The organism is Kosakonia oryzae, from assembly GCF_001658025.2.
Taxonomy (GTDB): Bacteria; Pseudomonadota; Gammaproteobacteria; order Enterobacterales; family Enterobacteriaceae; genus Kosakonia; species Kosakonia oryzae.
In genome coordinates, this window is the sequence record NZ_CP014007.2 from 108,889 (window position 1) to 121,807 (window position 12,919).

12 protein-coding genes are annotated in these 12,919 nt (G+C 51.3%); 4 read left to right on the forward strand and 8 right to left on the reverse strand.

Annotated features, from left to right (window positions below; translation table 11 throughout):
* Positions 1–116: 116 nt before the first annotated feature.
* Positions 117–1,070 (forward strand): polysaccharide deacetylase family protein, encoded by a 954-nt coding sequence (locus tag AWR26_RS00535; RefSeq protein WP_064568933.1) that lies wholly within the window; start codon positions 117–119, stop codon positions 1,068–1,070.
* 33 nt (positions 1,071–1,103) lie between these two features.
* On the opposite strand, the gene AWR26_RS00540 is transcribed toward AWR26_RS00535, so the two are convergent.
* The 6 genes from AWR26_RS00540 to rfaD are packed head-to-tail and all read right to left on the reverse strand — an operon-like array spanning position 1,104 to position 7,291.
* Positions 1,104–2,312 (reverse strand): O-antigen ligase family protein, encoded by a 1,209-nt coding sequence (locus AWR26_RS00540; RefSeq protein WP_064562744.1) that lies wholly within the window; start codon positions 2,310–2,312, stop codon positions 1,104–1,106.
* Positions 2,300–3,208 (reverse strand): glycosyltransferase family 2 protein, encoded by a 909-nt coding sequence (locus tag AWR26_RS00545; protein WP_064562750.1) that lies wholly within the window; start codon positions 3,206–3,208, stop codon positions 2,300–2,302. The genes AWR26_RS00540 and AWR26_RS00545 overlap by 13 nt, the downstream gene beginning before the upstream one ends.
* A gap of 4 nt (positions 3,209–3,212) precedes the next feature.
* On the reverse strand, positions 3,213–4,322 hold the full coding sequence (locus tag AWR26_RS00550; protein ID WP_064562752.1) for a glycosyltransferase family 9 protein: 1,110 nt from the start codon (positions 4,320–4,322) through the stop codon (positions 3,213–3,215).
* 3 nt (positions 4,323–4,325) lie between these two features.
* Positions 4,326–5,306, reverse strand: coding sequence for a lipopolysaccharide heptosyltransferase RfaC (gene rfaC, locus AWR26_RS00555; RefSeq protein ID WP_064562755.1), 981 nt, complete (start codon positions 5,304–5,306; stop codon positions 4,326–4,328).
* Between the two features lie 3 nt (positions 5,307–5,309).
* Positions 5,310–6,356 (reverse strand): ADP-heptose--LPS heptosyltransferase RfaF, encoded by a 1,047-nt coding sequence (gene rfaF / locus AWR26_RS00560; RefSeq protein ID WP_064562757.1) that lies wholly within the window; start codon positions 6,354–6,356, stop codon positions 5,310–5,312.
* 2 nt (positions 6,357–6,358) lie between these two features.
* The gene (rfaD, locus tag AWR26_RS00565) at positions 6,359–7,291 is read right to left on the reverse strand and encodes an ADP-glyceromanno-heptose 6-epimerase (RefSeq protein ID WP_064562760.1); all 933 of its coding nucleotides are present in this window, start codon (positions 7,289–7,291) and stop codon (positions 6,359–6,361) included.
* A 216-nt stretch (positions 7,292–7,507) separates the two neighbouring features.
* Here rfaD and kbl point away from each other — a divergent pair, with 216 nt between their 5' ends.
* The 3 genes from kbl to AWR26_RS00580 all read left to right on the forward strand — a co-directional run bounded on the left by kbl (position 7,508) and on the right by AWR26_RS00580 (position 10,687).
* A complete protein-coding gene (gene kbl, locus AWR26_RS00570; protein WP_064562763.1) occupies positions 7,508–8,704 on the forward strand; it encodes a glycine C-acetyltransferase in 1,197 nt (398 codons plus the stop codon).
* Positions 8,705–8,713: 9 nt separating this feature from the next.
* Positions 8,714–9,739, forward strand: coding sequence for an L-threonine 3-dehydrogenase (tdh, locus tag AWR26_RS00575; protein WP_007369509.1), 1,026 nt, complete (start codon positions 8,714–8,716; stop codon positions 9,737–9,739).
* A 150-nt stretch (positions 9,740–9,889) separates the two neighbouring features.
* Positions 9,890–10,687, forward strand: a complete 798-nt coding sequence (locus AWR26_RS00580; protein WP_064562767.1) for a glycosyltransferase family 2 protein — start codon at positions 9,890–9,892, stop codon at positions 10,685–10,687.
* A gap of 64 nt (positions 10,688–10,751) precedes the next feature.
* On the opposite strand, the gene AWR26_RS00585 is transcribed toward AWR26_RS00580, so the two are convergent.
* Positions 10,752–11,666, reverse strand: a complete 915-nt coding sequence (locus AWR26_RS00585) for a hypothetical protein (RefSeq protein WP_064562770.1) — start codon at positions 11,664–11,666, stop codon at positions 10,752–10,754.
* Positions 11,659–12,888 carry a glycosyltransferase gene (locus AWR26_RS00590; RefSeq protein ID WP_064562773.1) on the reverse strand — a complete coding sequence of 410 codons (1,230 nt, stop codon included), beginning with the start codon at positions 12,886–12,888 and terminating at the stop codon, positions 11,659–11,661. The genes AWR26_RS00585 and AWR26_RS00590 overlap by 8 nt, the downstream gene beginning before the upstream one ends.
* Positions 12,889–12,919: the final 31 nt, after the last annotated feature.

Below are 12,919 nucleotides of genomic sequence, written 5' to 3' on the forward strand. Positions count from 1 at the left end.
ACCTGCTGTTGTCTTGCACTCTTTCTCCATGCCGTCAGGATTTTATCTCTAAGGGTTTACTCATTGTGATGAGAGTGCGTAACATAGCGCTGACCTTTATTTTACCTGGGCTAAATATGGATAAACCGGCGTTTATCATCACGATTGATACAGAGGGTGATAACCTCTGGCAAAATCGCCGCGAGATCAAAACGGAGAACGCGCGGTATCTGGCACGTTTTCAGTCATTGTGTGAGCGTTTCGGGTTTAAACCTGTCTGGCTAACCAATTATGAAATGGCAACCGATCCGGTGTTTGTTGAGTTCGCGAAAGATGTCATTGCCCGGGGGGAAGGGGAGGTTGGCATGCACCTTCATGCGTGGAATAGCCCCCCGGATCATGATTTAACGGGCGATGACTGGCGCTGGCAGCCCTATCTGATTGAGTATCCCTCGGCAGTATTGCGTGAAAAAGTCTGTTTTATGACGCAGTTACTTGAGGATACATTCAGCACCAAAATGTTGAGTCATCGCGCCGGACGCTGGGCGTTCGACAGCCGCTACGCGAAATTGCTTATCGAACTGGGCTACCAAGTAGACTGTTCGGTTACACCTCGTGTTAACTGGCGCAATGCGAAAGGCGCGCCGCAAGGTTTTGGCGGTACGGATTACCAGCACTTCCCGCAACACGCCTATTTCCTTGATGTTGATGATATTTCTAAGCCCGGAACCAGTTCTCTGCTTGAGGTTCCGATGAGCATTCAATATAAGCATCCCGCGTGGCTCAATGCGATTAAGCAGAGTTACGATCGGTTGCGCGGCAAATACCGTTCGCCTTCGGTGAACTGGCTACGCCCTTCCGGCGGGAATACAGCACAGATGATTGATGTTGCGCAAAAATGTCTGGCGCAAGGGAATGGATACGTCGAGTTTATGCTGCATTCATCGGAATTTATGCCGGGCGGCAGCCCAACCTTTAAGGATGAAGCCGCGATCGAGGGGCTGTACCGGGATCTTGAAGAGTTGTTTGAGTGGCTGGCTGCCAGAACACAAGGTATGACGCTGGCCGGGTTTTATCAGCAGCAGAAATAAAAAATGCCCGATTTATCGGGCATTTTTTTATCGTCACGCTTCCTTTCGCGAAAAGGATGTGGCCAGCGCAAAGATGGCCATAAAGAATAGCACCGCCTCCGAACTCAGAAGTATGACGTCAGTCATTCCGTACAGTAGCAAAAGCAGCACCGTTACCAACAGCAACCCGTTATTATTGCGGATGGCGTTAGCAATCACCGAAATAAAGAAGAACAAGAGCAGCAGCAATCCCGGGATACCCTGAAGCGAGTACTTCTCGATAAATTCATTGTGCAAATGAATCCTGATGTAGTGCAGCGAGGCCACAAGATGAGGATGCCCCTCTTTGACGTAATTCTGCGACCAGACTTCACGGCTCCCGATGGATTGCCCCAATGGATGTGCAAGGCCGTTTTGTACGCCAATAATCCACATGGAGAAGCGCGCGCCGAGCGAAGTGCCATCCTGGCCCTGCTGGTAATCCTCAATCTCCGATTGCGTTTGTGCAATCTTAGGCGCAATCAGCGGCTTATAGCTTACGAGGAAAATACCTGCCACGATGCAGCAAAAAATCACCATGGATTTAAGATGGAATTTACGGAAATGGTAAAGTGTCAGCACAATGGCCAGAATTAAATACAGACCCATGGCCGCTCGCGTACCGGTCAGCAGAATAATGAACCAGGAAAGCAAAATAGTAACGCCAGCCAGCACGTAGAGTTTTACGCTTTGCTGCAAATAGAGGCTATAAACGAAGGCCAACGAAAGAACGGAATATACATAAGCGGCCACGGTTGGGCGATCAATCGCCATCATAACGCGATCCACTTTCTGTGAGGCTTGCCACAGGCCGTAAGCCGTTGCCAGCGTAAAACCCGTTGCCGTGGCGATCAGAAAATATTTCTGGAAGTTCTCTTTGGTTATATAGCACTTAAATCGGTCAACATAGAAAACTAACAAACTTGCCAGCATCAGCTTCTTGCTGGCGCCAAGGTAGTCGCTATATCTGTTAATGCCTTCCGTCTGGTACTCATAAATGAAGTACCACGCCAGATTTAACACGCCGATAAGTAAAATTGGCAGTGCGATGCTAAAAGGACGAAGAGAAATTCTTTTGTATTCAAAAAGTAAGCCAATAATACTGGCGTATACGGCAATATAAAAGCATTGTCTCTGCATGCCTGAATTGACAAGGGCAAGTGCCACCGAGGCAAATGCTAAAACAAGTGTGAACTGATAAAGCCGTAATCTTACTTTTTCCATAGTGCCTCAATGACCCTTTTTTTATAGCTGAAACGAACATCGCTGGACAGATAAAATGAAAGCGAATAAAGCTCGCTGACACGCTGCCTGACTATGAGCAACTGTTTATCAGTAAGATATTTTTTATGATTACTGTAAATATCAAACCAGTGGCAATTAACCAGGTGCCGGAATTGACGTGGAAAGGTTTTTTCCATCTGTAACGTACATTCAATAAGCGGCGCAATTTTGCTGGCGTTCAGGGTGCTGGAGAGGCTGTCGTTACGTTTAATGTAATAATAATATCCCTGACGCTGATAAAATATTTTCTTAGCCTGCATCAACATCCCGGGAAAGACAGCAAAATCTTCATAACAAATCATTGCAGGAATAGGATTGCTGTTATAGAGCTCCCGGCGTATAAACTGCCCAATAAGATGCGCCTGAAAATCTTTATGCAGCAGAAAACGTCGCACGGCATCATGGGTTGATAACGGTATCGGATTAAAACCCTGCCACGAGGTGGAAATTTTGCTGGTATCGCGGATCTCAAGCAAACGCGTCAATAGCATATCTGGCTGCTGTGCTTTGAGGAAATTCACTGCATCACGCAGACTATTGGGTTTTAGCTGGTCATCACTATCGAGCATGGTGATGTATTCACCCGAGGCCAGGGAAACAGCACTATTACGAACCTGGCCGACATTGCGGTAGCTTACCTGATGGCTAATAACGTGCGGGAGTTTATCCTTCCACGCCTCAATAATGGTTTGCGTTGCATCTTCTGAGCTGTCGTTAAAAATAATAACTTCAAGATCTTCAGCACATGTGTCGATTGCTGCCTGCAGGCTTTCAAGGGTCGCGGTAAGTGTTTTTTCAGCGTTATGTGCTGCGATGATGACGCTAAGAAAAGCCATAGAATTAGTTACCTTGTGCGTCGCGAACATTTAGTAATGCGCTGGCTTTGGGTAATTCACGAATGAATTGTTCAATCTGCTCAAGCGAGGTATCAGTAACGGCGAATAACTCCTCACGATCCTGCGAAAAATAGTATTGTGTTTCAAAAACATAAGAGCAAATATTCTTATCATCACCAATCAAAAGAGTCTTGCCCAGGGGGCGTTGTTCGTAATGACAACACGGCCCGAACAGCATAACGACCGGAACATTAACCGCATCGGCGATATAAATATTCCCCGAATCCGAAGCGATATAGCAGTCCATTTTGGAAATAGCCCAGGGCAATTCTTCAAGTGAGACTTTACCTATCATATTAACGAAATTGGGGAAGTTGCCGTAGGCTGCGATAATGTCATCCATCCACGACTGTTCATTCGGCGTTCCAAACACGTAAAACACGCAGGGTAGCGTTGCCAGGCAATCAACAATCCGTTTCCAGATAACCGGAGGAACCGTTTTGGCTTTGTTACCTGCGGAAATGCTGATACCGATACGAATGACGCCAGGTTTATCGAGGATCTCCGGATAGACGGCAGGCCTGAAGAGCGGTTTAGTCGCGTGTTTGGGAGACATCTCCCAGGAAAGTGAGCGGTCTGCCAGTTGCAGATAGTTGGTTACGGACAGCGTCTTTTTTCCATGATCGACGATACCGTCTGCCGTTGCATAGAAAACCCAGTGATACCACTTGCGTGCGTAGGTACTGAGGAATTGCTTATTACTGGCATTACAAACAGCGGCAAAGAACAGGTTTGCGCTATTCGGTTGCAGCAGATAAACATTGTCGTAGCGGTTCATGATATGACAGGCGAAACTGAGTTTTTGCCACAGATTGCGTTTGCGCTGCTCAATAAAAAAAGCCGTTTCAATGGTCTCATCATGCTGTGCCAGCATGCTGACGCTTCGGCTCATCAGTACGTCACTTTTCTGCAGGTACGCCAGTAAGGGGGTCACGTTAATAAAATCGCCGATTTTAGCCGTTTGAATGACCAGATTGCGCCCGGTTTTCTTACGGGATAGCTTGCCGATAATTTTCACCGGCAGTAATAAAATCAGCAAAAAAATATAACTCATTGATTAGGCATCTCTGTCGCGCAGTGGCTGGTGGTTCTGAAGAAACGTGAAAATCTCATCCGCTGTTATATCTCCCATCCGCCCGGTTGGGCTTACCACCTGATGCTGATTTTTGCCGTACCCGCCAATTAGCCCCGGATCGGTTGGGCCAAACAGCGTGATATTAGGGCGATCGAGCGCGGCCGTTAAGTGGCTCAGCCCCGTATCGACGGAAACGACAGTCTGCGCGCCGGCAAGTTGTGCCGCAACCTGCGCCAGCGAAAGTTTAGGCAAAACTTCAACATGATCAAAGCCTGCAGCCATCCGTTCCGCTCGTTGGCGTTCATGTTCTGCGCCCCAGGGGAGTTTAATATGGATGCCGCTTGGTTGCATTAAGGCCAGCAGCTCGCGCCAGCGGTTCTCCGGCCAATGTTTATCGTCGCGGGTGGTGGCGTGCAAAAAGATGGCATACGGCGGATGCGCCGTATCGGCAGCGGCAAAATGGCGTGCAATCGCATAATCACCCTGGGTTTGCGGTTTTGCGTAACCGAGGCTTTTGGCAAACAGCTCGCGGATACGTTCCACCGCATGTTGCTGTTTTGCGATGTGGTGGCGACGATTGTAAAACAGGCTTGCCAGCGGCTCGCGTGCGCTGCTCCAGTCCAGCCCGTGTTTCACTCCGTGCGCCAGCCGGGTGACCAGCGCGGCGCTTTTCACCAATCCTTGCGCATCAATGATGGCATCGTACCGTTCGGCCTGCACGGCTTCGCGGAAGGCTTTGCGCTCTGCCGCAATGGGCGCGGAAAACCAGGCTTTACGCCAGCGGCGGATTGCCACCGGAATGACGCGATCAACGGCGGCATGCCAGGAGGGGATCTGGGCAAATCCCTCTTCGACCACCCAGTCAAAGCGGACCCCAGCAATCGCCTGCATGGCATCTGTCAGCGCGGGCAAGGTATGCAGCACATCGCCCATCGAGGAGGTTTTCACGATCAATACCCGCATTGATTATCCTTCCGCATCCAGCAGCAGTGCATTTAACTCTTCCAGTACGCGTTGCGGCGTAATATCGATCAGGCTCTGGTGATAGCCTTCGGCAGCATCACCTTTACGCACTTTGTGATAGCCGGAAATCAAACGGATGACGCGCGCTTTGTGCGACAGCGGCGGGGTAAAATCCGGGCTGCTTGGGCCATACAGCGCCACCAGCGGGCGGTTGAGCGCGGCGGCGACGTGCATCAGACCGGAGTCGTTGGAGACAACCGCTTTGCAGGCGGCGATCAACACCACGGCTTGTTCCAGCTGGGTTTCCCCGGCCAGATTGCGGCACCAGGCTTGTTGCTCGATATTCAGCGCGGCGAGGATCTCGTTGCCCGCTTCATGGTCTTTCGCGGAACCGAACAGCACCACCTGATAACCTTCGTCAATCAACTGCTTTGCCAGTTCCGCATAGTGATAGTGCGGCCAGCGTTTGGCCGGGCCGAACTCCGCGCCGGGGCAGAAGCCAATTATCGGGCGCTCTGCTGAGAGGGCAAACGCGGCACAGGCCTGTGATTTTTCCCCGTCATTGACCTGCAACTGCGGCCACAGCAGCGGCTGCGGTAAATCCCTCGCCGAGGCCATGGTGCCTTTGTCGTAGGCCAGCGCGACGTAGCGTTCGACCATCAGCGGCCAGGCTTGCTTATCCAGTACCCGTGCATCGTTCAGCAGGCCATAACGCATCTCGCCACGCCAGCCGGTACGATGAGGGATTCGGGCGAAGAAGGGGACCAGCGCCGATTTAAAGGAGTTTGGCAGGACGTATGCCCGGTCATAGCGTTTTTCCCGCAGGCTATGGCCCAGCTTACGGCGCTCGCCAATTTCCAGCGCGCCGTGGCCCAGTGGCATCGGGATCGCTTCGTTGACTTCCGGCATACGTGATAAAAGAGGACGGCACCACGCGGGTGCCATCACATCGATTATCGCCTGGGGAAAGCGCGCTTTGAGCGTGCGATAGAGACTTTGCGACATCATCATGTCGCCGACCCAGGACGGGCCAATGACCAAAATTTTCATACTTACGCGTCGCGGTTCAGCCAGGCCATATACTCGGTTACGCCTTCGGCAACGGTTTTAAACGGCTTGTCATAGCCCGTTTTGCGCAGGTTGGTGAGATCCGCCTGAGTAAACGCCTGGTAGCGGCCTTTCAGTTTCTCCGGGAACGGAATGTACTCAATAGAACCTTTCTTATGGTAAGCCAGCGTCGCGTCCGCAACGGCCTGGAAAGATTCCGCGCGGCCAGTGCCGAGGTTATAAATGCCGGAAACGCCGTTTTCCCAGAACCACAGATTCACGGCGGCCACATCGCCAACGTAGACGAAGTCGCGCTTAAAGTTATCGCTACCTTCGAACAGTTTCGGGCTTTCACCATTGTTCAGTTGGGTATTGAGATGGAAAGCTACGCTCGCCATGCTGCCTTTGTGGCCTTCACGCGGACCATAAACGTTGAAGTAGCGGAAACCGACCACCGGTGAATTCGCTTCCGGCAAAATGCTGCGCACATATTCGTCAAACAGCATTTTTGAGTAGCCGTAAACGTTCAGCGGTTTTTCATACTCGCGGGATTCAATAAAGTCGGAAGTACGACCGCCGTATGTGGCTGCGGAAGAGGCGTACAGGAAGGGAATTTCACGTTCCAGGCAGTAATGCAGCAGTTCTTTAGAGTACTGATAGTTGTTATCCATCATGTACTTGCCGTCCCACTCTGTCGTGGAGGAGCACGCGCCTTCGTGGAACACCGCGTCAATGTCGCCGAACTCTTCCCCGGCCATAATCTGGATCAGGAAGTCTTCTTTATCCATGTAGTCGGCGATATGCAGGTCAACCAGATTGACAAACTTGGTGCCGTCTTTCAGGTTGTCCACCACCAGAATATCAGTGATGCCTTTATCATTCAGGGCTTTAACGATGTTACTGCCGATAAAACCCGCGCCGCCGGTAACGATGATCATAACTGTACCTTTGAAAAGTGGAGCGTTGAGACAATCTCAGACACTAATAATTCTTATCATACCATCACATTGCTGCCCCTTCAGCCATTCCCCCAGAGAAGGGCTTAGCGATGCGTGATTTATGCTACAAATTACATAATGGGTGATGCGTCATCTCGTATCACCGCATAGCTTTCGGTAAGATGTGCCGAAATTTGCCCAGTCTGGAGAATTGCGATGCGTGGGGATTTTTATCAACAGTTAACGAATGACCTGGAAACCGCCCGGGCGGAAGGGTTGTTTAAAGAAGAACGCATTATCACGTCGGCTCAACAGGCTGATATCACCGTGGCGAATGGTAGCCACGTCATTAACTTCTGCGCCAATAACTACCTCGGCCTGGCCAACCACCCCGAACTGATTGCCGCCGCGAAAGCGGGAATGGACAGCCATGGTTTCGGCATGGCGTCGGTGCGCTTTATTTGCGGTACTCAGGACAGCCACAAAGTGCTGGAGCAGAAGCTGGCCGAGTTTCTCGACATGGAAGATTCCATTCTCTACTCCTCCTGCTTCGACGCCAACGGCGGGCTGTTTGAAACGCTGCTCGGCGCGGAAGATGCCATTATTTCCGATGCGCTGAACCACGCGTCGATCATCGACGGTGTGCGTTTGTGTAAAGCGAAGCGCTATCGCTATGCCAATAACGATATGCAGGAGCTGGAAGCTCGCCTGAAAGAGGCGCGTGAAGCGGGCGCTCGTCACGTGCTGATTGCCACCGACGGCGTGTTCTCAATGGATGGCGTGATTGCGAATCTGAAAGGCGTTTGCGATCTGGCGGATAAATATGACGCGCTGGTGATGGTGGACGACTCTCACGCGGTTGGTTTTGTCGGCGCGAACGGTCGCGGTACGCATGAGTATTGCGAAGTTATGGGGCGCGTGGACATCATCACCGGTACGCTCGGCAAAGCGCTGGGTGGCGCATCAGGCGGTTACACCGCCGCGCGCAAAGAGGTAGTGGAGTGGCTGCGTCAGCGTTCCCGCCCTTATCTGTTCTCTAACTCGCTGGCACCGGCGATTGTTGCCGCCTCCATTAAAGTGCTGGAGATGCTGGCATCCGGCGCGGAGTTGCGTGACCGTCTGTGGGCCAACGCTCGCTTGTTCCGCGAAAAAATGACCGCCGCAGGCTTTACGCTGGCAGGCGCCGATCACGCCATTATCCCGGTGATGTTGGGTGATGCGGTCGTGGCGCAAAACTTTGCCCGCGAGCTGCAAAAAGAGGGTATTTACGTCACCGGTTTCTTCTACCCGGTGGTGCCAAAAGGCCAGGCGCGTATCCGCACGCAGATGTCTGCGGCGCATAGCACTGAGCAAATTGAACGAGCGGTGGCGGCGTTTATCCGCATTGGTAAACAACTGGGTGTGATTGCCTGAGGGCCTGACATGAAAGCGTTATCCAAACTGAAAGCGGAAGAAGGCCTCTGGATGACCGACGTCCCGGAACCGGAAGTCGGCCATAATGATCTGCTGATTAAAATTCGTAAAACCGCGATTTGCGGTACTGACGTGCATATTTACAACTGGGATGACTGGTCGAAAAAAACCATTCCCGTGCCGATGGTGGTGGGCCACGAATATGTCGGCGAAGTGGTGGGGATCGGTCAGGAAGTGAAAGGCTTCAAGATTGGCGATCGCGTCTCCGGTGAAGGTCATATTACCTGCGGCCACTGCCGTAACTGCCGCGCCGGGCGTACGCATCTGTGCCGCAACACCATTGGCGTCGGCGTAAATCGTCCGGGTTGTTTTGCTGAGTATCTGGTGATCCCGGCGTTTAACGCATTTAAAATTCCGGACAATATCTCTGACGATCTGGCCTCTATTTTTGATCCGTTTGGCAACGCCGTGCATACCGCGCTCTCTTTCGATCTGGTGGGGGAAGATGTGCTGGTCTCCGGCGCTGGTCCGATTGGCATCATGGCGGCGGCCGTGGCGAAGCATGTCGGCGCCCGTCATGTGGTGATCACCGATGTGAATGAGTATCGCCTGGAACTGGCTCGCAAAATGGGCGTTACCCGCGCCGTGAACGTAGCCAAAGAGAGCCTGGCCGATGTGATGGCAGAGCTGGGCATGACCGAAGGGTTCGATGTGGGCCTCGAGATGTCCGGCGCGCCACCGGCATTCCGTACGATGCTCGATACCATGAACCACGGCGGGCGCATCGCAATGCTCGGTATTCCGCCTTCGGATATGTCGATCGACTGGAACAAAGTCATCTTCAAAGGACTGTTTATCAAAGGGATTTACGGCCGTGAAATGTTTGAGACCTGGTACAAGATGGCGGCGTTGATTCAGTCTGGTCTGGATCTTTCACCGATTATCACTCACCGTTTCGGCGTTGACGACTTCCAACAGGGCTTCGATGCCATGCGCTCGGGTCAATCCGGCAAGGTGATTCTGAGCTGGGAATAAATAAAAAAGACGCCTGCGGGCGTCTTTTTTACAACAAAATTCACCTTCCTGACGCGCAATTCTGTGTAACTGCAATATTTCACCTGGCCGATAATATTAATTCGGCTACGCTGTTGATGATTGGTTTAACTTTCATTGCGGGTGAGCGATATGTTCAAAATATCGGTCTGTTTGCTGACATTTAATTCGGCGCGCCTGTTACGGGAAGTCCTGCCGCCGCTCATTGTCATTGCAGATGATTTCGTTGTTGTGGATTCCGGTAGTACGGATGCAACGCTGGAAATATGCCGGGAATACGGAATAAATGTTCATCATCGTCCTTTCGATATGCACGGACGGCAAATGAACTATGCCATTAGTATTGCTGCTCACGACTGGGTTCTGTGCATGGATAGCGATGAAATACTCGATGAGCAGGTCATTAACTCTATTCTTAAATTAAAAGCGGGTGAGGAACCCTCGCCTGAGCGGGCGTGGCAACTTCCCCGTTACTGGTATGTGCTGGGAAAAGAAGTGCGTACGCTCTATCCCATTTCTTCACCGGATTTTCCGGTACGTTTATTTAACCGTCAGTGTGCACGCTTTAACGATCGTCCGGTTGACGATCAGGTCATCGGAGAGATGACCTGCGAAAAAATACCAGGCCGGGTACGTCATGATACGTTTCATACACTGCACGAGATGTTTAATAAGCTAAATAGCTACACCTCGCGGTTGGTTAAATATCGTGATATTCGGCCTTCTGTTTTGCGGGGAATTATTAGCGCTATCGGGGCTTTTTTTAAATGGTATCTGTTTAGCGGCGCATGGCGTGAAGGGAAAGTGGGCGCTGCCACCGGGCTGTATGCCACGCTCTACAGCTTTATGAAATATTTCAAAGCCTGGTATGCCCACAAGGAAGAGAAATTCTCTGCAACGACGGAAGATCATGAGAAAAGAACAACTTAAGGCAGCCACTCCGCCCAGAGCCGTGCAGCACATTTCAACAATAAAAGGGGCCGCGGCCCCTTTGTCATTTCTGTAACTTCTCTTGATCGGTCAGATAACGCACTTTACGCGTATAGTCCTGACCTTTGAAAAGCAATTTATTATCTGTCGAGTCGAGATATTTTTGCCATTCGGAGAGCGGAAAACCGCCATGGGCGCCAATAACCTCTTTGGGAATAACCGCTTCCTGACCACCGATTTTTTTGGAAACCGGCCAGTTCATCCAGTCACCCAAATTAATCGTCTTTAGGTCCAGCAAATCCAGTAACGCTGCGAGCGGCAGCTGATCGGTTGGCGGCTGGCTATCGTCCATCAGTTCCCAGGTATCCTGGAACAACGTCAGCCAAAGCGGACAAATACGCCGCCAGGTTTTTTTTGTTGCCGCAAGAAAAGCGCCGTTAACGTGATCCACTAAATACGGGCGCACAGTCTCTTTATAGTAAGCAGGAACCTTTTCTGCGGGCGCGCCGTCCAGCTTGGCAATCATTTTCCCCTGGCGGAAGCTGGAATATATATGCATATCTGTCATACGGATTTCAGGCATTTTGAGTAAATTCAGATCGGAATCGATCATCAAAATACCTTCTCCCCTGGCCTGCAAAGGCGCATTCAGCTTAATCAGGCGGCTCAGGTAAATTTGTTTGTAGCGATAATGCTCTTCACGTTTCGGCAGATCGAGCGTCACGATGCGCGTTTTAGCGGGCAACTGACCAAATGCGGATGCTGGCTGGTCGCTGACAATGACAATTTCCGTTATCTCTTGCGCATAACGTTCGGCAAAGGTTGCCGATAACAGCGCTTCCTCAACGTAATCCGCGCCTGTGCAGGGAATGACGACGGAATCCACCGCAACACGTTTCTCGTTCGGAGAAAGCGTCGTGTAAGGAATATTGTGGCGGCCGGTAATATGGCGGTATCGGGAGTTGAGAAATTTAAACATGACGCTCTCGTTCTGAAGAAGGGGTTGCTAGCACGGCTTCAACGCCAGCCACGTAATGCTCAATAGCGTAATGACGGCATACATTTTCGTAGGCTCTGGTGACCAGCTGCGAGCGCAGCGTTTCGCTTGCCCATACCTGCTCCAGATGTGATGAAAGCTGAGCGACATCACTCCACGGAAACAATAATCCTGTTACCTGATCTTCGATAAGCTCGGCCGTACCGGTCACGGCGGATCCAATTACGGGAATTTTTAACAGCATGGCTTCCAGCACAACGCGCGGTAGACCTTCGCTTTGCGATGCCAGAATAAAGGCATCGAAAGTGGAAAGGTAGTCAAAAGGCTGGTTCTGAAAGCCGGTAAACACGACCCGATCCGCCATTCCCAGTGATTTTGCCTGATTAAGCAGCGCGGCGCGTTCCACGCCTTCGCCAACAATGATCATCTTCCATTTAGCCTGCGGGTGGCGCTGGCTAAATGCACTTAATGCGCTGAGAGTATGATGGTTCGCTTTGCGCGGGATCAGCGAGCCGATACTGCCAAAAATAAACGTTTCATCATCCAGCCCCAACTGTTGGCGCATTGCGCGGCGGTCCGGCATTTTCTGATGGATATCAATAGCGTTATTTACCGTCGTACAGAGCTCCGGCTTAACGCCATGCTGAAGCAAAACGCGTTCAACGCCGTGGGATACGGCAATGATCTGCGTGGCATAGCGGTTCACCAGTGCCACCAAAGGTTCATTCAGCACGGGCTCGATACGGCAGTGTTGAATCAGGCGCACTGGCAACCTCGCCGCTGCAAGGTAGCCTTCTTCGTTGGAACCTGGCTGGTTGTTCATGTACAGCGTATCGTAGCCACCTTGTTTCAATAAGCTCTCAATACTGTGTACATTCGGCTGAATGCGCCACAGCCGGTCGATATAACGGGTATAAGATTTACGCGCAGCTCTGGAAAAAAAGAGTAACCCGCGGCCCGTTTCTTTAGCGAGTTTTGCCCACCAGGGCTGCTTGCGCTGCGGGATGACAATAAGCGGAATGCCGATGCTGTGTAAAACCTGCTCGATAGTTTGCTCCTGGGCGCGGCTGTAATTAGTGTAAAAACAGCATGTGATATCGAACTTCTGGCGATCGATACGCTTCAGAAGTTCAAGCATGCTGTTTGTACCACCACCCCACTCTTTACCGGTATCAAGCAGGAGAATCTTATGTCGTTGCGGCATTTCTTAACCTTTTGCTTGCACAATAGAGATG

Bases quoted from the DNA above. Each gene is read 5' to 3' on its own strand.
- AWR26_RS00540 (WP_064562744.1), bottom strand. From the start codon at position 2,312: ATGGAAAAAGTAAGATTACGGCTTTATCAGTTCACACTTGTTTTAGCA.
- kbl (WP_064562763.1), top strand. From the start codon at position 7,508: ATGCGTGGGGATTTTTATCAACAGTTAACGAATGACCTGGAAACCGCC.
- AWR26_RS00545 (WP_064562750.1), bottom strand. From the start codon at position 3,208: ATGGCTTTTCTTAGCGTCATCATCGCAGCACATAACGCTGAAAAAACA.
- AWR26_RS00585 (WP_064562770.1), bottom strand. From the start codon at position 11,666: ATGTTTAAATTTCTCAACTCCCGATACCGCCATATTACCGGCCGCCAC.
- tdh (WP_007369509.1), top strand. From the start codon at position 8,714: ATGAAAGCGTTATCCAAACTGAAAGCGGAAGAAGGCCTCTGGATGACC.
- rfaC (WP_064562755.1), bottom strand. From the start codon at position 5,306: ATGCGGGTATTGATCGTGAAAACCTCCTCGATGGGCGATGTGCTGCAT.
- AWR26_RS00590 (WP_064562773.1), bottom strand. From the start codon at position 12,888: ATGCCGCAACGACATAAGATTCTCCTGCTTGATACCGGTAAAGAGTGG.
- rfaF (WP_064562757.1), bottom strand. From the start codon at position 6,356: ATGAAAATTTTGGTCATTGGCCCGTCCTGGGTCGGCGACATGATGATG.
- rfaD (WP_064562760.1), bottom strand. From the start codon at position 7,291: ATGATCATCGTTACCGGCGGCGCGGGTTTTATCGGCAGTAACATCGTT.
- AWR26_RS00580 (WP_064562767.1), top strand. From the start codon at position 9,890: ATGTTCAAAATATCGGTCTGTTTGCTGACATTTAATTCGGCGCGCCTG.
- AWR26_RS00550 (WP_064562752.1), bottom strand. From the start codon at position 4,322: ATGAGTTATATTTTTTTGCTGATTTTATTACTGCCGGTGAAAATTATC.
- AWR26_RS00535 (WP_064568933.1), top strand. From the start codon at position 117: ATGGATAAACCGGCGTTTATCATCACGATTGATACAGAGGGTGATAAC.